Below are 21,018 nucleotides of genomic sequence, written 5' to 3'. Positions count from 1 at the left end.
CCGCTCGTCTGCCAGTCAGGCACAGTCTAACCATCGTCAGGTGCCGGTCCTGAGCGCGGACAGACCTTTGCCGCCACGTTTTCCGGGGCAACCGGGGCCGGAACTGCCCGTTCGCGCCGTGGTGGGGCCGCAACTGCCCGTTCGCGGGCGCTAGGGTGGTGCCGTGGACATCGAGGCGTTCTCCCTGGTGAACGGGGACAAATGGGCGCGGCTGCACGCGCTGGCGCACCAGCGCAGGCTCAGCGGGACCGACGCCGACGAGCTGTTGCGGCTCTACCAGGGCGCATCGGCCGACCTTTCGCTGCTGCGGTCCGTGGCCCCCGAGAGCGGGCTGTCCGCCGCGCTGTCCGCCAGCCTTGCTCAGGCCCGCACCCGCTTCACCGGCGCGAGATCCAACTTCATGGAGGACCTCGCCCAGTTCTTCGTCGTCGCACTGCCCGCCGCCCTCTACCGGATCCGCTGGCTGACCGCCTGGTGCGGGCTCGCGTTCTGCCTGATCGCCGCCGCCTATGCGCTCTGGATCGGCAACTCCCCGGAGGCCCTGCGCGCCCTGGGCTCGGATGCCGAGGTCCGCCGCTACGTGGAGCAGGACTTCATCAACTACTACTCGGAGAATCCCGCCGCGTCCTTCGCCGGCCTGGTCTGGACCAACAACGCCTGGATCGCCGCTCAGGCCGTGGCGCTGGGCATCACCGGGTTCTGGGTCCCGATGATCCTGATCGGCAATGCCCAGGGTGTCGGTGTCGCCGCCGGGGTCTTCGCCGGCGCCGGCAAGCTCGACGTGTTCTTCAGCTACATCCTCCCGCACGGGCTGATGGAACTGACGGCGGTCTTCGTGGCCTGCGCGGCAGGGCTGCGGATCTTCTGGGCAGTGGTGGCGCCCGGGCCACGCCGCCGCTCGCAGGCGCTCGCCGCCGAGGGCCGCTCGCTCATCACCGTGGCCCTCGGCCTCGTCCTGGTGCTGCTGGTCTCGGGCGTGGTTGAAGGCTATGTGACGCCGAGCGATCTGCCGGTGTGGGCCAAGATCACCATCGGCGCCGCCGTCCTGGCCGCTTACTGGGCGTACGTGCTGGTGTTTGGCGGGCGTGCGCACCGTTCCGGCGCCACCGGTGACCTCGGCAGCGGGGACGCCGGTTACGCCGAAATTTCCGCCTGAATCCGCCCGGCCACGGGGTGGCACCTCGCCGGGGCTGAGGCCCTGACGGTAGGCTCGGTGTCAGATATGTGGCGCCGCCGGCCCAAGGCCCGGCGGCGCGGAACCCTACGGAAGCGAAGCTGCAGTGACCGAAAAAAGTCCCACCCCTCCGAATCGGCAGGATCCGCACCTGGATTCTGCCGACGACGCCGGCGAGCCTGCCTTCGAGTGGATGAAGCCGGCCGGCGCGGGCAAGCGGTCCGACGCAGCCTCCGGAGCTCCCGAGACCGAGCGGACCGCCGCGGCGCCGGACGCTGAGCCCACCGCCGCGGCGCCGGACGCTGAGCGCACGGCCGCGGCGCCGGTTCCGGTCGATCCGGCCGGAACCCCGGCCGCCGGTGAACGCCAGGGCCGGCGCGCCGAACGGAAGGCAGCCGACGACGCCGCGGCCGGCGCTGCCACGCCCGCCGGCGCTGCCACGCCCGCCGGCGCTGCCGGGACGGAAAAATTCAACGAGTCGCTGCCCACCTCGGCCCTACAGGTCCGGCCGCCGCGCGAAGAGGTGGAACGCCGCAACGCCGAGCGCGAACATGCCGCCAACGCCAAGCCGGTCGCCCCCCGGGTGATGCAGGTCCTGCTCGCGGTCTGCTACCCGGTGATCCTGCTGGTCCTGGCCGTCCGCGCCGTGACCAGCCCGCTGTTCCTCTGGGTGGAATACAACCGCCCGGGCTTCCCGGGGGACGGCTACGGCTTCAACACCGACGACCGGATGACGTACGGCTCCTACGCTGTCGACTACCTGAGCAACTGGTCCGGCCCGCGCTACCTCGGCGAGCTCGTGAACCGCTCCGGCGAGCCGCTTTTCAAGGACGGCGAAGTCAGCCACATGGCCGACGTCAAGCTTGTCATCCTCTCCGCCTTCGGAGCCGGTGCCTTGCTGGTGGTGCTCAGCCTGGTTGCCATCCTGTACCTGCGCCGGCGCAGCACCGGGGGAGTACGCCGCGGCCTGTTCGCAGGTTCCATCGTCACGCTCGTGATCATCGTCGGCCTGGGCGTACTCGCGGTGCTGGGCTGGGAGCAGTTCTTCACCGAGTTCCACCGCGTCTTCTTCGCCAACGGCACCTGGACCTTCTCCCTTCAGGACACCCTGATCCGGCTGTTCCCGGGCCAATTCTGGGTTGACGCCGGGATCGTGATCGGTGCCCTCGTCCTGCTCGCAGCCCTGCTCACGCTGATCCTCACCTGGCCGACCCGCAAACGCCGCGGACTGCCACCCCGGGTCCGGAATGCCTCCGCCGCCGAGGACGCCGGGGACGTCGCCGCGGACCCGGCCGAGCTCAAGGGCCGCCGCTTCAAGCGCAGCCGGAACGGCGCCGTCGACGGCCCGGCCGGCCGCGACGCAGACGCCGGAACCGACGCCGCCAGCAACGAAGCGGCAGCCGCTCGCCGCGAGGGCGCCTCCTAAGCCTGGAGACCCGGAGACCCACAGACCCGGAGAGACAAAAAGCGGCCGGCACGAGAGTGCCGGCCGCTTTTGCGTGCGCCGCTGCCGGGCGCCGCGTCCCTAGCCGTAGATCCGGTCGATGTGGGCCTGGAAATCACGCACAACGGCGGAGCGCTTGAGCTTCAGTGACGGCGTGAGGTGCCCGGACTCGACCGTGAAATCGGCGTCCAGCACCACGAAGGTGCGGATCGACTCCGCCTTGGACACCAAGGCGTTGGCGTCGTCGACGGCGGCCTGGATGGCGGCCCGGACCTGGTCGTTGGCCGCCGCCTCCGTGGCGCCCATGACGGGGATGCGCTGCGCGGCACACCAGTTCTCCAGGCCCTCCGGGTCCAGGTTGACCAGGGCTGACACAAACGGCCGCCCGTCACCGACCACCACTGCCTGCGCCACCAGCTGGTGCTCGCGGATCTTTTCCTCCAGCGGTCCGGGTGCCACGTTCTTTCCGCCCGCGGTGACCAGCAGGTCCTTCTTCCGCCCCGTGATGGTCAGGAAACCGTCGGCGTCCAGGGAGCCGAGGTCGCCGGTGCGGAAAAACCCGTCGACGAACGCTTCGGCGTTGGCCGCCTCGTTGGCGTGGTACCCCTTGAAGACACCGATGCCCTTGACCAGGATCTCGCCGTCGTCGGCGATCCTGATGGTGGTGCCGGGCACCGGGATGCCCACGGTCCCCACTTTGGTGCGCGTCGGGGTGTTGGCCGTGCACGGCGCCGTCGTTTCGGTCAGGCCGTAGCCTTCGAGAACGGGGACGCCGGCGCCGCGGAAGAAGTGCGCATCGTGGGAACTGAGCGGGCTGGCCCCGGAGACGGTGTAGCCGAGGCGGCCGCCGAACGCCTGCCGCAGTTTCGGGTACAGCACCCGGTCGAAGACGCCGTGCTTGGCGCGTAGGAGCCAGCCGGGCCCCGCGCCCTCACCGCGGGCGGCGGCGTCGAGCGCCTTTGAGTAGTCGACGGCGACGGCGGCGGCCGCCTCGAAGAGGCGGTCCTTGCCGGCCAGCGCCGCTTTGTGCGCGGCGCCGGCATAGACCTTCTCAAAGATCCGGGGCACCACGAGCAGGAAGGTCGGCTGGAACGTGCCGAGGTCCTCCAGCAGTTCCTTGGCATTGGAGGTGTGGCCCAGCGTGGTCCCGGCACTGAGGCAGATCACCTGCACGGCGCGGGCCAGGACGTGGGCCAGCGGGAGGAACATCAGCGTCCGGGTGGGGGGCTGCAGCAGGATCTCCGGCAGGAACAGGACGATGTTCTTCGCGACGAGGGCAAAGTTGCCGTGCGTGATTTCGCAGCCCTTGGGCCGGCCCGTGGTGCCGGAAGTGTAGACCAGGGAGGCCACATCGGCGAGGCCGGCCGCCGAGCGCTGCCGCTCCAGCTCTGCGTCGCTGACGCCGGTGCCGGCGGCAGCCAGGCTGGCGAGGTTCGGCGCCGCGCCGGCGTAGTCCATCCGGACCACGCCGAGCACCCGGCCCGCCAGCAGCTCCGAGCCGTCCAGCACGCCCTGTACCAGCGTGGCCTTCGCCGCGTTTTCGACGACGACGCGGCGGGCGCCGGAGTCGTGCAGGATCCACTCGACCTGGCTGGCGGAGGAGGTCTCATAGATGGGGACGGTGACGCCGCCGGCGAACCAGATGGCGAAGTCCACCACGGTCCATTCGTACCGGGTGGCGGACATGACCGCGACCGTCTCGCCCGGGGTAAGTCCGCCGGCGATCAGCCCCTTGGCCAGGGCCGTGACCTGGTCCAGGAACTGCTGGGCCGGAATGTCTGTCCAGCCGGCGGGGCCCTTGCGGGCATAGAGCGCATGCACCGGATCCTTGGCGTGCTGCTCCAGCAGCAGGTCCGTGACATTGCTTTCCGGATCCAGCTCGACGAGCAGTCCGGTGCTAGCTTCTCTCACAACCCGTGTCTCCCGTTCCGGTCCGCGGCCCCGCGGACGCGGGCTCCGCTAGTAATCCTGCCCTAGATCCAGGACGGCATCCACATCCGCAGGCGCCAGTCCTGGTACGTAATCAGCTCCGCGGTCCACACCGGGTAAAAGAACGCCGAGAGCAGCACGGCCGCGACGACAAACAGCGCGACGAGTAGGAGGCCGGAGCGGCGCCGCCAGAGCGGGTCGGTGCGCCGGCCCAGGACCAGCCCCAGGCAGTACACCAGGGCCAGCACCAGGAACGGCTCGAAGGACACCGCATAGAAGAAGAACATGGTGCGTTCCGGGTACATGAACCACGGCAGGTAGCCGGCGCCCACGGCGGCCAGGATGGCCCCGGCGCGCCAGTCGCGCCGGCCCGCCCACCAGAAGAGCAAGATGCCGAGGCAGACCGCCGCGCTCCACCAGATCAGCGGGTTGCCGACCGAGAGGATGGCCGAGGTGCAACTGGGCAGCTCGCAGCCGGCCGTTCCCTGCTTGGACGACTCATAGAAGAACGACGTAGGCCGGCCCAGGACCAGCCAGCTCCAGGCACTCGCCTCGTAGGGGTGGTCCGCGCTCAGGCCCTGATGGAACTTGTAGGCCTCGAGGTGGTAGTGGGCCAACGAACGGAGTGAATCGGGCAGCCAGCCCCACTGGGCCGAGGGGTTGGTTTCGGCCCAGTGCCGGAAATAGGCGTTGCTGGAGCGGAACCAGCCGGCCCAGGTGGCCGTATAGACCAGTGCCGCGACCGGGACGATGCTCAGGAAGGCGCCGATGCCGTCCTTGAGGATGCCGCCCGTGATCCAGCCATGCACGCCGGCGATCCGGCGCGCGCTGAGGTCCCACAGGACCGTCATCAGCCCGAAGCCGGCCAGGAAGAACAGAGCTGACCATTTGGTGCCGACCGCGAGACCGAGGCAGACACCGGCGGCCAGCCGCCACCAGCGGATCCCCAGCCACGGCCCGGCCGCAAGCTGCAGCCGGGAGGGGCGCTCCTCGGCGGAGGCCGCGGCTTGTCTGCCGAGCCGCTTCGCGAGCCGGCGTCGGCCGTCGTCGCGGTCCATCAACAGCGCGCCAAAGGCCGCGAGGATCCAGAACATCAGGAAAATGTCCAGCAGCGAGGTGCGGGACATCACCAGGTGGTGGCCGTCCACCGCCAGCAGCACCCCGGCCACGGCGCCCAGGGTGAGCGAGCGGAAAAGCTTCTGCGCAATCAAGGCGAGCAGGAAGATCGAAAGGGTGCCGGTCAGGGCGGCCCCGAAGCGCCACCCGAACGGGTTTTCCGGGCCGAAGAGCCACATCCCGGCGGCGATCATCCACTTGCCCACCGGCGGGTGGACCACGTACTCGGGGCTGTCCAGCAGTACCCCGGGGTTGCCCGCGATGAAGGAGTCGTTGGCCTTGTCCGGCCAGGCGCGCTCGTAGCCGCTGACCAGGAGGGAGTAGCCGTCCTTGACGTAGTAGGTTTCGTCGAACACCAGGTTGTGCGGGGTGTCCAGCCGGACGAAGCGCAGGATTCCGCCGAGCACCGCGGTGAGGGCCGGGATGAGCCAGAACCACAGGCGCAGCGAGGGCGGATAGTCGCGCCAGCTGCGGATGTTGCCGATCAGCCGCTCTGTCAGGTCCTCGGCGTCGAATGCCTTGCCGGGACGGCTGATCCAGCGGTGCCCCTCGAGGTTGCGTCCGGTGCCCGGCAGGTCCGGCTTCCGGGCGTGGTGGCGGGTGCTGTCCGGGCTGCCGTCGGCGGGCACGGCCTCGGCTGAACCGGCCTCGGCAGGCCGCATGGGGGTCTGCGTCACGTTGCCATGCTACCTTTCGCGGCCGTGATCGTCGGTCCCGCGCGCCCGCCGGCAGTAGGCTTATGGGGTGGATCCCGAACAAAGCACCTCCCAAGGCAATTCCCCGGCACCCGCCTCCGCCGACGCCGTTCCGGCAGCGGGGACGGCCGCCGGACCGGGCCGGATCGTGCTTGCCGCCACCCCGATCGGCAACGTCGGCGACGCCTCCGCCCGGCTGATCGGGCTGCTGGAAACGGCGGACATCGTCGCCGCCGAGGACACCCGGCGGCTGCACCGGCTGGTTCAAAGCCTCGGCATCACCGTGGCGGGCCGGGTGATCAGCTACCACGAGCACAACGAGGCAGCCAAGACCGGCGAACTCCTGGACCAGGTCCGCTCCGGCAAGACCCTGGTCATGGTGACCGACGCCGGCATGCCCTCGGTCTCGGACCCCGGCTTCCGCCTGGTCGAAGGCGCCGTCGCCGCCGGGCTCACCGTCACCGCCGTTCCGGGCCCGTCCGCCGTACTGACCGCGCTCGCCCTGTCCGGGCTGCCGACGGACCGCTTTTGTTTCGAGGGCTTCCTGCCGCGGAAGGCCGGCGAACGGACCTCGCGGCTCGCGGACCTCGACGCCGAGCGTCGCACCATGGTGTTCTTCGAGGCGCCGCACCGGCTGGAGCCCATGCTCCGGGCCTTGCACGAACGCTTCGGCGCCGACCGCCGCGCGGCCGTCTGCCGGGAACTCACCAAAACCTACGAAGAGGTCATCCGCGGGACCCTGCGCGAACTGCTCCGCTGGGCCGAAACCAACGAGGTCCGTGGCGAGATCGCCGTCGTCGTGGGCGGTGCGCCCGAGCGGGAGCCGGGTAAGCCGGAGGACCAGGTCGCGGCCGTGAACGCGCTGATCGCCCAGGGCATCAGGCTGAAGGAGGCCGTCGCCGCGGTGGCCGATGACGCCAGGGTCAGCAAACGCGAACTCTATTCCGCCGTTCTCGCCGCGCGCTGACGCGGGGCTCCGGCCGCGGGCTGCGGGGCCGCGCCGCCGTTGTGCAGCTGCACAGCAGATCCGGCTTGGTCTAGTGCGCAGATGCGTAGACACCCCGGAGAGCCCGGCAGTACCGTGGCAGTAGTCCAGGCCCGCGGCGCAAGCCGGTGCGGGGCTGATCAGAAAATTTTCCGAACCCATTGCTGACGAGGGAGTCATTGTGACTGTAACTGCCCAGCCCACCGTTACCGCGGAGCGCGAGGCCGCACTGCTGGCGTCCGTGCCGACAGGCCTGCTGATTGACGGACAGTGGCGTCCGGCCGCGTCCGGCAAGACGTTCGACGTCGAGGATCCCGCCACCGGCAAGGTGCTGTTGAGCCTGGCCGACGCCGGTCCCGAGGACGGCGCCGCCGCCCTGGACGCGGCCGCCGCCGCGCAGGAGTCCTGGGCCAAGGTCCCGCCGCGGGAGCGCGGTGAGATCCTGCGCCGCGCCTTCGAGCTCGTCACCGAACGGGCCGAGGACTTCGCGCTGCTGATGACCCTGGAGATGGGCAAGCCGCTGGCCGAAGCCCGCGGCGAAGTCACGTACGGCGCCGAGTTCCTGCGCTGGTTCTCCGAGGAAGCCGTCCGCGCGTTTGGCCGCTACTCGGTTTCCCCGGACGGCAAGTCCCGGCTCCTGGTGACCAAGAAGCCGGTGGGGCCGTGCCTGCTGATCACGCCGTGGAACTTCCCGCTGGCCATGGCCACCCGCAAGATCGCCCCGGCCGTCGCCGCCGGCTGCACCATGGTGCTCAAGTCCGCGAACCTCACGCCGCTGACCTCGCAGCTCTTTGCTGCCGTCATGCTGGAAGCCGGCCTGCCCGCGGGCGTGCTGAACGTGATCCCGACCTCCACCGCGGGCGCCACGACCGGCCCGCTGATCAAGGATTCCCGGCTCCGTAAGCTTTCCTTCACCGGCTCCACCGAGGTGGGCCGCCGGCTGCTCGCGGACGCCTCCGAGACGGTGCTGCGGACCTCGATGGAACTCGGCGGCAACGCCCCGTTCGTGGTGTTTGAGGACGCCGACGTCGACGCCGCGGTAGCCGGAGCAATGCTGGCGAAGCTGCGGAACATGGGCGAGGCCTGCACCGCGGCGAACCGCTTCATCGTGCACGAGTCCGTGGCCGACGAGTTCGCGGAGAAGTTCGCCGCGAAGATGAAGGACATGACCACGGCCCGGGGCACCGAGGCGGACTCCAAGGTCGGCCCGCTGATCGACGCGAAGAGCCGCGACAAGGTCCACGAGCTCGTCACGGACGCGGTGAACGCCGGCGCTGTGACAGTGCTGGGCGGCGCCGCCGTCGAGGGTCCGGGCTACTTCTACCAGCCCACGATCCTCAAGGGCGTCACCGAGGGCACCCGGATCCTGTCCGAGGAGATCTTCGGACCCGTCGCCCCGATCATCACCTTCGACACCGAGGACGAGGCCGTCCGGCTCGCGAACAACACCGAATACGGCCTGGTGGCGTACGTCTTCACCAAGGACCTCAACCGGGGCATCCGGATGGGCGAACGCCTCGAAACCGGCATGCTGGGCCTGAACGCCGGCGTCGTGTCCAACGCGGCAGCACCGTTCGGCGGAGTCAAGCAGTCCGGCCTGGGCCGCGAGGGCGGCCTCGAAGGCATCGAGGAATACCTCTACACGCAGTACATCGGCATCGCCGACCCCTACGCCGGCTAGCTTCGGCGAAGCCTGCGGGCGGCGTCGCGGACCCTGGACCAGGATTCCGCGGCGCCGCGTCCGGCTGCCCTGGCCGGGACCGAAACGGCCCGCAGCGGTGTCCATGCCCGGCGCCGCCAGCCGGCCGTGAGCGACGGCGGCAGCCAGATGGCGCGCCAACGGGTCCACCACGAAGCGTGGGCGCGCAATGCGTCCCGGACCTGTTCGACCCTGTCCGCGGGAGAGTCCGGCAGGGAGCCCGGCAGGGAGTCCGGCCGGGAGTCCGGCCGGGAGTTGCCCGCCGGGGAGTCCGGGCCGGGGCGGCCGTAGCGCTGCCGTTCAAAGTCGGCGCTCAGGGAGGCCACGGCAGCGTGGGCCGGGGCGTCCACGCCGCCCGGCTCGCCGAGCGCCGCTGAACCGCGCAGCCGGGCGGAAAAATGCCGCGGCGTTTCGCTGCTGCGCGGCGGGATCCCGAAGTCCGTGGCCAGGTCCCGCAGCTCCGCCCAGGCCGGGGCGGCTGCCCCCGACAAGCCGGAGGCCTTGAGCCGCCGCCGCCGGACGCCGCCGCGCGCCAGCGCCGGGGCCGACAGCAGCAGGAGCACCAGCAGCAGCCCGCCGGAGCCGTACAACAGGGGGACCAAGCTGCTGCCGGACCCGTCCCCGCCCGCGGTTGCGGGCAACGGCAACGGTGCGGGCGCAGGGGCCGCCGTGGGTTTGAGGTCATCCTCGGGGATCAGGCCATCGTTGTTCTCGTTGGTGCTGGCGCCGCTGCGCGCCGCCGGCTCGGTGGCGTAGCCCGGCACCACGCCGCGCGAGGGCGTCGGCTCGAAGGCCACCCAGCCGACGCCCTGGAAGTACAGTTCGGGCCAGGCATGCGCGTCACGGGCGTCCACCTCATACTCGGGCAGCGCCCCCAGGCCCGGGATCGTCACGGTGGACCCGGTGGCGCGTCCGGGAGCGTAGCCGACGGCGACCCGGCTCGGGATCCCCTCCAGCCGCGCCATCACGGCCATCGCCGAGGAGAAGTGGATGCAGTAGCCGCTCTTCTGGGCCAGGAAGTCCGCCAGCACGGACAACCCGTTGCCGTCGTAGCCACCCTGGACGGGGGACTGGAGCGAGTAGCTGAACTCCGCGGAACGCAGGTACTGCTGGATCGCCATGGCCTTGGCGTAGTTGCCGCGGCTTCCCGCCGTGACCGTGTCCGCGGTCTGCCGCACGATCTGGGGGACGTTGGCGGGGACCCGGGTGAAGGTGTCCGGCACCGCCTGCGCCCTGTCCGGGGAGTCAGCCAGCACGGCCCGGGTGAGCTTCGGCGCCACCGACGCCACAACGTACTGCTGGTTGCGCGAGTTGGTGTCCAGGCCCTTGATGCTCAGCGTGGCCGGATCCCAGCTCCACCGGCCGGTCAGGCCGTTCACCGACTCGGGCGCGTAGGGGGCGGGCAGGTACGGGCTCGTGAACTGGCCCGTGTTGACGGCCGTGACCACCCGGACCTGTTCTTCCACGCTGGGGGCGGGCCCCGGGTCCATTCTTCCGGTGCCCGGCTGCCGGCTGGCGTCACGGTCGTCCGGCGCCCACGCATCGCCGTCGAAGCTGTCCACGGTGACGGAGCGCAGGTACGGCGCCTGCGAGGCGTTGGTGGCGTAGGTAATCCGTCCGTCGCCGGTGGGGCTGCGCAGGCTGTTGCCGAGGCTGATCATAGGGTTCAATCCGCTCGCGGATCCCCAGGGATTCAGCCGGGATCCCTGCGGAAAGATGCCCTGGTCGAAGCCCGGGATGGCCAGCTGGAACAGCAGCGTCAGGACCAGCGCCACCGCCCCGGTCAGGGAAGCGCGTTTGAGCTGGCCGGGATTGCGCGCCGTGTCCGCCCGGGTCCGGGAGTTGGGGTGGAACCAGTGGCTGCTGGCCAAGATCATGAGGTAGCCCGCCGCGGCGCCGGTGAAGCCCAGCCAGCCGACGCTCTGCGGTTTCACCATGGCCGGAACCACCAGGATGGCCAGGATCCCGAGCCCGCTGGTCGCCGGCAGCGCGAGCGGGACGGCGAGGGCGTCGACCAGGACCACCACCAGGCCGAGCACCCCGCAGATCAGCAGGACGATGCCGGCGTTGGGCGCCACCGGTGAGCTCTCGGCGAGCACGGTCTCGCTGGCCCGCCGCAGGTACCGCTGCAGCTGGGCCATGGTGTCGCCGGACGGAATGAATCCGGCGATGCTGTGCTGGCGGAAGAAGGTGAAGGTGAGGACCAGGGCCAGCACCACGAAGCCTCCCGCGCCGACCAGGACGCCGTGCAGCCGCAGGGCCCGGAGCCCCGCCATCGCCAGCGCGACGGTGAAAACCGTGGTGAGCACCGCCGGGTACCAGGCCCAGCCGCGCAGCACGCCGTTGAGCCCCAGCGCCGCGCCGGCGACGGCCACCGCGACGGCGAGCCCCATTGCCCAGGGCTCGACACCGGCACCCTTCGGCCCGGCGGCCGCGCCCGGCACCGGGACGGAGGGCCGTCCGGGCTCGGCCGCGGACGGTCCCGGGACCCTGTTGCGCTGCGGGGTCAGGGTCATCGCCGGCCTCCCGCGACGGGCCGGGCTCCGTCGGCCGCCGCTGATCCTGCGGCCGGCGGAAGCCCGGCGGCGCCGTCCTGGTCGAAGGCGGACCAGGCGGCCGGCAGCGGGGTAGCCGCGGAGACGGCGACGGCGCGCCAGCCGCCGCGGCGCAGGATCTCCAGGACCGGCCCGGTGTCAGCCGCGCGGTCCGTGACCAGGAGGGCGAAGGCATTCGCGCCGAACCCCGCCGCCGGGGCCAGCGCGCGCGCCTCCGCCGGCGAGAGACGGCCCAGGATCGCCAGGATCGGCCCCCGCAGGCGGTGCGCGGAGAGCTTGTCCATCAGCCGGTCGTCGAAAGGCTGCGGCCCGGCGTCGGCTGCGCCGTGGCGCGGACCGCTGAGCGCGATGGCGGCCAGGCTCTCCGCAATGGACTGCAGGCCGCCGGTCCCGGCGTACTCGTCGGCCTCCGGCTCCGGCGCCGACGGCGAATTCAGGAAGGCTGGATCCCCGGCCGGGTCCAGGCAGCGCAGCGCGTAGTTGCGCTCGCCAAGGTGGGTGCTGATGGACATCGCGGCCGTGACGGCCCATTCGAAGGCGTCGCTGGTGACCAGTTCATGCCCGTCCGCGGCCGCGCCGCCGGAAACATAGCCTGCGCCCTGCGCGTAGGCCTGGAAGCGCTGGTCCAGGATGATCGTGGCTTCCGGAGTCGTGACCGATTCCTCCTGCCGCACCATGAGGGAGCCGTGCCGGGCGGTCGCCGCCCAGTGCACGCGTCGCATCGGATCGCCGTGCCGGTACTCGCGGGTCATGACGTCGTCGTCGCTGGGGTTCGCGCGGATCCGCGTCGCGGTGACGCCGTCGTGGCCGCGTGCGCCCGCGAGCCCGGTCGCGGGGAGCTCGACGGCGGCGGGGGTCACCGTGAGGACGTCGCCGGCGTCGATCGCGTGGCGGTGCACGGAGAGCCCGAAAGGGTCGCTGAATTCGGCCGTGACCGGCCCGATCAGGAACTGGCCGCGTTTCGCGCTCCGAAGCTGGTATTCGTAGCGGCTGGTTCCCGCGACGGCGGTCCGCGCCGGGAAGCGGAACACCGGGGACTGCCCGAACCGGGACGGCAGCTGCTCCTCCATCAGGGCCAGGCCGTTGCCCGGACCGGTGCGGGCCACCGCCAGCCGGACGGTGGTCGTCGCGGAGGTTTCCACCGGGGATGGGTTGAACTCGCGGTAGACCCGGAACCGGGGTTTCAGCACGCGCGTGCCGGCAAGGGACAGCAGCGGGAGGACCAGCAACAGGAGCGCCAGCGCCAGCAGGTCGCGGCGGCCCAGTATTTGAGCGGCCAGCAGGGACAGGACGCCCGCTCCCAACAGGCCCCAGCCGCGCGAGCTGAAGATGTGCCTAGGGAACCGGTCCAGCACCGCCACGGCCGCCTCAGCCCCCTAGCGGCCGGTGGGGAGGGCCGACGGCCGCGCGGCGGAACGGCCGCCGTCGCCGTCGGTGCGGGTCCGGGCCTGCGCTGGCGCCGTTTCCTGCCCGACCGGCACCCGCGCGAGGATGGACCGGATGACGCTCTGCGGCGTCTCTCCGGTGCTGGCGGCCTTGCGGTCCAGGATGATCCGGTGGGCCAGCACCGATTCCGCCACGCTCACGACGTCGTCGGGCAGCACGAAGTCCCGGCCCTCCAGTGCGGCGGTGGCCTTCGCAGCACGCAGCAGCTGCAGCATGGACCGGGGGCTCGCGCCAAGCCGGAGCATGGCGCTCTCCCTCGTGGCGCGGCCCAGGGCCACCGTGTATTCCTTGATCGGGCGGGATACATAGACCTGCTGGACGGTGGCGATCATTGACGCCACCTCGTCCGCGGTTACCACGGCCGTCACCTTGGTCAGCGGGGACGTAGCCTGGTGGGTCTCCAGCATCTCCATCTCGGCGTCGCGGTCCGGATAGCCCATCGAGATTCGGGCCATGAAGCGGTCGCGCTGCGCTTCCGGCAGCGGATAGGTGCCTTCCATCTCGATCGGGTTCTGCGTCGCCACCACCATGAAGGGTTCGTCCAGTTTGTAGGATTTCCCGTCCACCGTGACCTGGTGCTCCTCCATGCACTCCAACAGCGCGGACTGGGTCTTGGCGGAGGCGCGGTTGATCTCGTCGCCGATCACGATATTGGCGAACACCGCGCCGGGGCGGAACTCGAACATCCGGGAGGCCTGGTTATAGATGGACACGCCCGTGACATCGGAGGGCAGCAGATCCGGGGTGAACTGGATCCGGCTGACGGAACAGTCGATGGTCCGGGCGAGGGTCTTGGCCAGCAGCGTCTTGCCCACGCCGGGAACGTCCTCGAGGAGCAGGTGGCCCTGGGCGAGGAGCACAGTCAGCGCCAGCTTGGCGGCTTCGGCCTTGCCGTCGATCACCGTGTTGATGGCCCGCAGGATGCGCTCGCTGGCGGCGTGGAATGCCGCGGCCTCCATCGGCGCCGGAATAACGCCGGCTCGCGCCGGGAGGCCCTGCGGCTCCGGCAGCGCTTCGTCAACGGAGGTACGTCGGTGGTAGTCCATCGGCAGCCTTTCAGCCCTGGTGCGGTCCGGGCGGAGCGGCGCGAAGGCCGGGCCCCCACTGCTGCACGCCTGTCTTGGTATCAGCGTACTAACACAACTGACAAAGCAGACAGAGAGTTCCGGGTAATTCTCCGCCCGGCCCGCAGCTAGGCTGGAAGGATGTGCAATCCGCTGATCCCCGCACCCTTCCGCGAGACCGGCAGCGACGGAAGCGGCGCCGGCCCGTCCGGAACTGCCCCGTCCGGCCGGAAGCCGTATCCGCCGGCGCCGGAACCGCTGCCCGTCCCGGTGATGGACAACCACACCCACCTGGACTTCCCGGATGCCGATTTTGCCAACGGGAGCCCGGCAGTCAGCATCAAGGATGCCCTCGACGCCGCCGAGGCCGTGGGGGTCCGGGGCGCCGTGCAGGTGGGCTGCGACCTTGAGTCATCCCGCTTCACCGTGCAGGCGGTGGAGGAGGACTCGCGGCTGCTTGGCGCCGTCGCGCTGCACCCCAACGACGCCCCGGCCTACGCGGCCCGCGGCGAACTGGAGGAGGCGCTGGCGGAAATCGAGGCGCTGGCCTCCCACCCGCGGATCCGTGCCATCGGCGAGACCGGCCTTGATTTCTTCCGCACCGAGGGGGAGGGGCTCGCCCAGCAGCGGTACTCCTTCCGCCGCCACATCGATATCGCCAAGCGGCTTGGCCTGACTCTGCAGATCCACGACCGCGACGCCCACGACGACGTCGTACAGGTGCTCCGGGAGGAGGGCGCTCCGGAACGGGTGGTTTTCCACTGCTTCTCCGGCGGCGAGGAGCTCGCCCGGACCTGCAACGCCGAGGGCTGGTACATGTCGTTCGCCGGGACGGTGACCTTCAAGAACGCGGCGAACCTGCGCGCGGCCCTGGCCATCGCCGAGCCCGGACGCATCCTGGTCGAAACCGACGCCCCGTTCCTCACTCCGCACCCGCACCGGGGGAGGCCAAACGCCAGCTACATGATTCCTTACACGGTTCGGGCGATGGCGGAATTGACAGGCCGCGAGCTCTCCGCGCTGTGCACGCAGTTGGCCGAAAATACCCTGCAGGCATACGGATCCTGGGACTAAAGGCAGCACCCGCCGTCACTCTGGCAACATACCGGGTATGTACAAAATCTTGGTTGGTTTATAACGCTACGGTTACAGTGGACAACTATTAGCCGGGGTCGGGGAAGGCCTTCGGAGAATTTCACTACCTCAGGGCGCGCATTGTGGCAAAGGATCCACGTGTGCGCTCTCGTTTGGAAGTGTGGCGGTGCCCGCGTTTTCCGCAAATATCCGGAGCTGCTCCGGAGCTGCCCTTGGGGGTGTTTGCGCCGGGGAAACGTGTGCGCTTTTCCCCGTGCCCGGATGGTCCAAAAGATATGGGCAATCGTGGTCAAGTTCTTCACATCGGACGGCAAGTTCAGCTTCGTCAAGGTCGGCGCGCAACTCGTGGTGCTCGTGGCACTCGTGCTCGGCCTGGTCGCCTTCGTTGGCAACAACAAGACGGTCACCCTCAACGTCGACGGACGAGTGAGCTCCGTGCAGACCTTCGGCGGCACCGTCGGCCAAGTGGTCCGCGGCGCCAAGGTCGAGCTGCAGGCCGCCGACAAGGTGTCGCCTTCGGCTGAATCCCATGTGCAGGACGGATCCGTCATCAACGTCAACCTCGCCAAGGCCGTGAAGGTCAGCGTGGACGGCGCCGAGCGGACCATCACCACCACCGCGCCCACCGTCGAAGGGCTCGTGACGGAACTCGGCGTCGCCTCCGCCTCGAAGATCTCCGTTCCGAAGGACGCGCAGCTGGCCGTCTCCGGTTCCTTCGTCAGTATCTCCACGCCGAAGGCCGTGACCCTCGTGGCCGACGGCAAGGCCACCAAGACCATGACGACGGCGGCGACCGTCGGCGGCGTCCTCGCCGACGCCGGCGTCAAGCTCGGCGCCAGCGACCGCACCTCGCAGCCCGGCAACGCACCGGTCGTCAACAACATGGTGGTCAAGGTCTCCCGCGTTGACACGTCCAAGACCGCGGCCACCACCGAAGCCGTACCCTTCGAGACGCTGACCGCCGAGGACGCGGCGCTGCCGAAGGGCGAGCAGAAGGTCATCCAGGCCGGTGTGGCCGGCAGCATCAGCAAGAGCTTCAAGCTGGTCCTCGTGGACGGCCGTATCGCCTCCCGGACGCTCGTGGCCCAGAAGGTCACGCGCGAGCCGGTCACCGAAAAGGTCAGCATCGGCACCAAGGAGAAGCCCAAGGTGGAGGCTGCCGCCCCGGCCGCCGCAAACACCGGCGCCGCGGCCCCGGCGATGATGAACGTGGGCATGTGGGACAAGATCGCGCAGTGCGAGTCCGGCGGCAACTGGTCCATCAACTCCGGCAACGGCTACTACGGCGGGCTCCAGTTCGACGTCCAGACCTGGCTCGGTGCCGGCGGCGGCGCGTATGCCCCCAACGCCAGCCAGGCCAGCAAGGCCCAGCAGATTGCCATTGCCAACCGCGTCTACGCTGAGCGCGGACTGTCCCCGTGGGGCTGCGGCTGGGCGGCCTCCAGCTGACACCCCATTCCGGCCCGCGTGGCCGGTCAGGCAACCACGGTTGCCGCATCGGCTGACCACCGCCGCGGCGCACCTTCGAAGGCCGGTCCCGGATCCCGGGACCGGCCTTCGCCGTTGCCGCCGCGGGATAGGATACCTAGGTGACTGAACCGACCCCCTCCGCCCCCGTCGAGCGCTCCGCGGCGACCGCCGGTGCCCCAGCGCAGCTCCTGGGCGCCTCCGACATCCGCAGGCTGGCCGAGGAAATCGGGGTCCGTCCCACCAAGACCCTGGGCCAGAACTTCGTCATCGACGGCAACACCATCCGGCGCATCGTCGCCGCGGCGGACATCAGCGCGGACGAGACCGTGCTGGAAGTCGGCCCGGGCCTCGGCTCGCTGACCTTGGGCCTGCTGGACGCCGCCACCTCGGTCGTCGCCGTCGAAATCGACCCGGTCCTCGCCGCCAAACTGCCCGACACCGTGGCACGCTGGCGCCCCGGCGCCGTCGAAAATTTCCACCTGGTCCTCGCCGACGCGATGAAGGTGACCGAGCTGCCGGTGCAGCCCACGGCGCTGGTCGCCAATCTTCCCTACAACGTGGCCGTCCCCGTCGTGCTGCACCTGCTGCAGCATTTCCCGAGCCTGCGGCACGGCCTGGTCATGGTCCAGGACGAGGTGGCCGACCGGCTCGCCGCCGGCCCGGGTTCCAAGACCTACGGCGTCCCCTCGGTCAAGGCAGCCTGGTACAGCGGCATGCGCAAGGCCGGTGTGATCGGGATGAACGTCTTCTGGCCGGCGCCCAAGATCCATTCCGGGCTCGTCGCCTTCACCCGGCGGGAACCGCCGGCAACCTCCGCCACCCGGGAAGAGGTCTTCGCCGTCATCGATGCGGCCTTCGCCCAGCGGCGCAAGACCCTCCGGGCCGCTCTGGCGGGCTGGGCCGGAAGCGCCGCCGAAGCCGAACGCTGTCTCCGGGCCGCCGGCGTCGACCCCACCGCCCGGGGCGAAGTGCTCGATATCACCGCCTTCGCCCGCGTCGCCGAAGCACACGCCCGGCCCGCCACCTGAGCGCCGCGGCCGACGGTTCTGCTTGGAGCCTCAGCCTGCCATGCCATAGCGTGGAGCCATGAACGCAGTGAGAGGGCGCTTTGCCGCCAGGACTGTCCGGGTCAAGGCACCCGGCAAGGTGAACGTCTCACTGGATGTCGGACCGCTACGCCCGGACGGCTACCACTCGGTGGCAAGCGTCTACCTTGCCGTATCCCTGTATGAAGAGGTCGCCGCCACCAGCACGGACACCGGCGAGATAACGGTCAGCATCAGCCCGGCCAGCACCCTTGACCTGGACGGCGTCGACATCCCGCTCGACGAACGCAACCTTGCGTACAAGGCCGCGGCCATCATGGCCGATGTCTCGGAGCACTCCACCGGCGTGCACCTCGAAATCATCAAGCGGGTTCCGGTCGCCGGAGGCATGGGCGGCGGCTCGGCCGACGCCGCGGCCACCCTGCTGGCCTGCGACGCGCTGTGGAACAGCGGGCTCTCCCGGGACGAACTGGCCCACCTCGCTGCCGAGCTGGGGGCCGACGTGCCGTTCTCCCTGCTGGGAGGGACTGCCGTCGGACTGGGCCTGGGCGACGAGCTCTCCCCGGCGCTGGTGAAGGCTCAGACGGACTGGGTGCTCGTCACCGCGGATTTCGGTCTGCCTACCCCCGCGGTCTATAAAACCCTGGACCGGCTGCGCGCGGACGAAGGGGTGGAAGTCGAGGAGCCCACCGCCGTCGATCCCCGCGTCCTCGCCGCGCTCCGCAGCGGCGACGCCGATGCGCTCAGCCGGGTCTTGGTCAACGATCTGCAGCGCGCCTCGATCGAGCTGGCACCCGGGCTCCGCGACGTCCTGGGGCTGGGCGAATCCTGCGGCGCGATCGCGGGAATCGTCTCCGGCTCCGGCCCCACCGTGGCGCTGCTGGCGCACAGCCCGGCCGCGGCCGAGGGACTCGCCGAAGACCTGCGCCACCACGGCCTCGACGCCCTGGCGGTCCACGGCCCGGTGCACGGCGCCCGGATCATTTCCGATACGCTCCTTTAGTAGCTTTGACTGTATATACGTCATATACGTCAGAGCTGCGTCAGCTAAGCAGCGTCTTTAGCTCGACCATTTCATCTAGGAAAGCAGTTCCCAGTGGCACACCTGCTCGGCGGCGAGAACCTCACGGTCTCGTACGCAACCCGTACCGTCCTCGATGGCATCACCCTCGGCCTTGAAGAGGGCGACCGGATCGGCATGGTGGGCCGCAACGGCGACGGCAAGTCCACGCTGATGCGGCTGCTGGCCATGCGTGCCACCCCCGACTCCGGCCGGGTGACCAAGCGCAGCGAGGTCAACATCGGCTACCTGGACCAGAGCGACGTGCTCGACGGCGACCTCACCGTCGGCGCCGCGATCGTCGGGGACCAGGCCGACTACGAATGGGCCCGCAACCCGCAGATCCGCGAAATCATGGGCGGACTCGTGTCCGACGTCGACTGGCACGCCAACGTGCACGCGCTCTCCGGCGGGCAGAAGCGCCGTGTGGCGCTGGCCAAGCTGCTGATCGAGGACCACGACGTCATCATGCTCGACGAGCCCACCAACCACCTCGACGTCGAGGGCGTCGCGTGGCTGTCCCGGCACCTGAAGACCCGCTGGCGGCCCAACCAGGGCGCGTTCCTCGTGGTCACCCACGACCGCTGGTTCCTCGACGAAGTCTGCAACAAGACCTGGGAAATCCACGACGGCATCATGGACCCGTTCGACGGCGGTTACGCCGCCTACGTGCTGGCCCGCGCCGAGCGTGACCGGGCTGCCTCCGTGACGGAGGGCAAACGCCAGCAGCTCGTCAAGAAGGAACTAGCCTGGCTCCGGCGCGGCGCCCCCGCCCGCACCGCGAAGCCCAAGTTCCGGATCGAGGCAGCCAACGCCCTGATCGCGGATGTCCCCGAGCCGCGCGACTCGACGGCCCTGAGCAAGATGGCCACCGCCCGGCTCGGCAAGGACGTCCTGGACCTCGAGAACGTCTCCCTCGACTTCCTCGGCGGCGAGCCCGGGCAGAAGCTCTTCGACAACATCACGCTGCGGCTCGCGCCGGGCGAGCGGCTGGGACTCGTGGGCGTCAACGGTGCCGGCAAAACCACCCTGCTGAAGCTCCTCAACGGCGAAATCCAGCCCACCTCGGGGAAGGTCAAGCGCGGCAAGACCGTGGTCACCGCGGTCCTGACCCAGGAGGTCAAGGAGCTCGACGACGTCAAGGACCTGCGCGTCATCGAAGTGATCGAGCGCGAGAAGCGATCGTTCAACGTCGGCGGCAAGGAGTTCACCGCCGGGCAGCTCGTGGAGCAGCTCGGCTTCACGAACGAGAAGCAGTGGACCCCGGTCAAGGACCTCTCCGGTGGCGAACGCCGCCGCCTCCAGCTCCTGCGCCTGCTGGTGGGGGAGCCGAACGTCCTGATGCTTGATGAGCCCACCAACGACCTCGACACGGACACCCTCGCCGCCGTCGAGGACGTGCTGGACGGCTGGCCGGGCACGCTCGTGGTGGTCAGCCACGACCGCTATCTGCTGGAACGCGTCACGGACCACCAGATGGCCCTGCTCGGTGACGGAAAGATCCGCGCCCTGCCGCGCGGCGTGGACCAGTACCTGGAACTGCGCGAGGCTGCGCTGGCAGGCTCCACCATCACCGGCGGCGGCAACCCGGTCACCTCCTCCAGCGCCGCTGCGGCCCCGGCTGCCACCGGACCGTCCGAAGCCGAGAAGCGCGACGCCCGCAAGGCCAAGAACCGGATCGACCGGCAGCTGGGCAAACTCAAGCAGCAGGAAGACAAGATCCACGCCCAGATGACCGCCGGCGCCGGCGACGCCTCCAAGTTCGACGAGCTCGCCGGCCTGAACGCGAAGCTGCAGCAGCTCTCCGCCGAACGCGAGGCCCTCGAACTCGAATGGCTCGAAGCCCTCGAGGTCCTCGGCGAGTAAAGCCCAAGGCGGAGTCTTCTCCGGACATGTTCCGTGTGCAGGGTCAGGAATGGGCATGCCCGCTGCAGCCCTGCAGGACTCACGGACATGTCCGTCGTTCGGGCCCGGGAATGGGCATGCCCGCTCCAACCCTGCAGGACTCACGGACATGTCCGTCGTTCGGGCCCGGGAATGGGCATATTGGTGATATGTCCATTGCCCGCGAGCAGGGACGGGCATGTCCCTCGGGTGGGCGTGAAGCGGGGCCGCTGGGCATGTCCCTCGGCCCGCGAGCAGGGACGGGCATGTCCCTCGGGTCGGCACGCGGAGGATTGCTTATGGCTCCCGTTCCGGGCTCAGGGCCGCTGCGCCGCGTAAGTGACCGCTGGGCAACC

At 70.1% G+C, this 21,018-nt stretch carries 14 protein-coding genes; 9 read left to right on the top strand and 5 right to left on the bottom strand.

Features of this window, described 5'->3' with window-relative positions; genetic code table 11:
* The first annotated feature begins 163 nt into the window (after positions 1-163).
* Both AC1DH3_RS11275 and AC1DH3_RS11270 read left to right on the top strand, forming a co-directional pair.
* Positions 164-1,156, top strand: a complete 993-nt coding sequence (locus tag AC1DH3_RS11275; RefSeq protein ID WP_441418461.1) for a stage II sporulation protein M — start codon at positions 164-166, stop codon at positions 1,154-1,156.
* Positions 1,157-1,280: 124 nt separating this feature from the next.
* Positions 1,281-2,600: a TIGR01906 family membrane protein gene (locus AC1DH3_RS11270; protein ID WP_476909344.1), complete on the top strand. Its 1,320-nt coding sequence runs from the start codon at positions 1,281-1,283 to the stop codon at positions 2,598-2,600.
* Between the two features lie 99 nt (positions 2,601-2,699).
* Here AC1DH3_RS11270 and AC1DH3_RS11265 read toward each other — a convergent pair whose 3' ends face one another.
* A complete protein-coding gene (locus AC1DH3_RS11265; RefSeq protein ID WP_441418459.1) occupies positions 2,700-4,529 on the bottom strand; it encodes an AMP-dependent synthetase/ligase in 1,830 nt (609 codons plus the stop codon).
* Between the two features lie 62 nt (positions 4,530-4,591).
* The gene (locus tag AC1DH3_RS11260) at positions 4,592-6,340 is read right to left on the bottom strand and encodes a dolichyl-phosphate-mannose--protein mannosyltransferase (protein ID WP_476909343.1); all 1,749 of its coding nucleotides are present in this window, start codon (positions 6,338-6,340) and stop codon (positions 4,592-4,594) included.
* Between the two features lie 67 nt (positions 6,341-6,407).
* Here AC1DH3_RS11260 and rsmI point away from each other — a divergent pair, with 67 nt between their 5' ends.
* Both rsmI and AC1DH3_RS11250 read left to right on the top strand, forming a co-directional pair.
* Entirely contained in the window at positions 6,408-7,325 is a 918-nt protein-coding gene (rsmI, locus tag AC1DH3_RS11255) for a 16S rRNA (cytidine(1402)-2'-O)-methyltransferase (protein ID WP_441418457.1), read from the top strand.
* Between the two features lie 199 nt (positions 7,326-7,524).
* Positions 7,525-9,024, top strand: a complete 1,500-nt coding sequence (locus AC1DH3_RS11250; RefSeq protein ID WP_441418456.1) for an NAD-dependent succinate-semialdehyde dehydrogenase — start codon at positions 7,525-7,527, stop codon at positions 9,022-9,024.
* On the opposite strand, the gene AC1DH3_RS11245 is transcribed toward AC1DH3_RS11250, so the two are convergent.
* The 3 genes from AC1DH3_RS11245 to AC1DH3_RS11235 are packed head-to-tail and all read right to left on the bottom strand — an operon-like array spanning position 9,021 to position 14,089.
* Positions 9,021-11,558, bottom strand: a complete 2,538-nt coding sequence (locus AC1DH3_RS11245) for a transglutaminase TgpA family protein (protein ID WP_441418455.1) — start codon at positions 11,556-11,558, stop codon at positions 9,021-9,023. The genes AC1DH3_RS11250 and AC1DH3_RS11245 overlap by 4 nt on opposite strands.
* Positions 11,555-12,958, bottom strand: coding sequence for a DUF58 domain-containing protein (locus tag AC1DH3_RS11240; protein ID WP_476893233.1), 1,404 nt, complete (start codon positions 12,956-12,958; stop codon positions 11,555-11,557). The genes AC1DH3_RS11245 and AC1DH3_RS11240 overlap by 4 nt, the downstream gene beginning before the upstream one ends.
* A gap of 15 nt (positions 12,959-12,973) precedes the next feature.
* Positions 12,974-14,089 (bottom strand): AAA family ATPase, encoded by a 1,116-nt coding sequence (locus tag AC1DH3_RS11235; protein ID WP_476893232.1) that lies wholly within the window; start codon positions 14,087-14,089, stop codon positions 12,974-12,976.
* 159 nt (positions 14,090-14,248) lie between these two features.
* Between AC1DH3_RS11235 and AC1DH3_RS11230 the strand changes: the two genes are divergently transcribed.
* The 5 genes from AC1DH3_RS11230 (at position 14,249) to AC1DH3_RS11210 (ending at position 20,644) form a co-directional block, all read left to right on the top strand.
* Positions 14,249-15,181 carry a TatD family hydrolase gene (locus AC1DH3_RS11230; RefSeq protein ID WP_476893231.1) on the top strand — a complete coding sequence of 311 codons (933 nt, stop codon included), beginning with the start codon at positions 14,249-14,251 and terminating at the stop codon, positions 15,179-15,181.
* 282 nt (positions 15,182-15,463) lie between these two features.
* Complete coding sequence (locus AC1DH3_RS11225; RefSeq protein WP_476893230.1) at positions 15,464-16,651, top strand: ubiquitin-like domain-containing protein; 1,188 nt, start codon at positions 15,464-15,466, stop codon at positions 16,649-16,651.
* A gap of 140 nt (positions 16,652-16,791) precedes the next feature.
* Positions 16,792-17,700, top strand: a complete 909-nt coding sequence (gene rsmA / locus AC1DH3_RS11220; RefSeq protein WP_476893229.1) for a 16S rRNA (adenine(1518)-N(6)/adenine(1519)-N(6))-dimethyltransferase RsmA — start codon at positions 16,792-16,794, stop codon at positions 17,698-17,700.
* A 58-nt stretch (positions 17,701-17,758) separates the two neighbouring features.
* On the top strand, positions 17,759-18,721 hold the full coding sequence (locus AC1DH3_RS11215) for a 4-(cytidine 5'-diphospho)-2-C-methyl-D-erythritol kinase (RefSeq protein ID WP_441418449.1): 963 nt from the start codon (positions 17,759-17,761) through the stop codon (positions 18,719-18,721).
* Positions 18,722-18,814: 93 nt separating this feature from the next.
* Positions 18,815-20,644 (top strand): ABC-F family ATP-binding cassette domain-containing protein, encoded by a 1,830-nt coding sequence (locus tag AC1DH3_RS11210; RefSeq protein WP_441418448.1) that lies wholly within the window; start codon positions 18,815-18,817, stop codon positions 20,642-20,644.
* The last annotated feature ends 374 nt before the right edge of the window (positions 20,645-21,018 follow it).

Source organism: Arthrobacter sp. 05L428 (assembly GCF_056397665.1).
Note: the sequence above shows the minus strand (reverse complement) of the source record. Positions and strands in the feature narration are given on the sequence as shown.

Bases quoted from the DNA above. Each gene is read 5' to 3' on its own strand.
- AC1DH3_RS11230 (WP_476893231.1), top strand. From the start codon at position 14,249: ATGTGCAATCCGCTGATCCCCGCACCCTTCCGCGAGACCGGCAGCGAC.
- AC1DH3_RS11245 (WP_441418455.1), bottom strand. From the start codon at position 11,558: ATGACCCTGACCCCGCAGCGCAACAGGGTCCCGGGACCGTCCGCGGCC.
- AC1DH3_RS11215 (WP_441418449.1), top strand. From the start codon at position 17,759: ATGAACGCAGTGAGAGGGCGCTTTGCCGCCAGGACTGTCCGGGTCAAG.
- AC1DH3_RS11225 (WP_476893230.1), top strand. From the start codon at position 15,464: ATGGTCCAAAAGATATGGGCAATCGTGGTCAAGTTCTTCACATCGGAC.
- AC1DH3_RS11235 (WP_476893232.1), bottom strand. From the start codon at position 14,089: ATGGACTACCACCGACGTACCTCCGTTGACGAAGCGCTGCCGGAGCCG.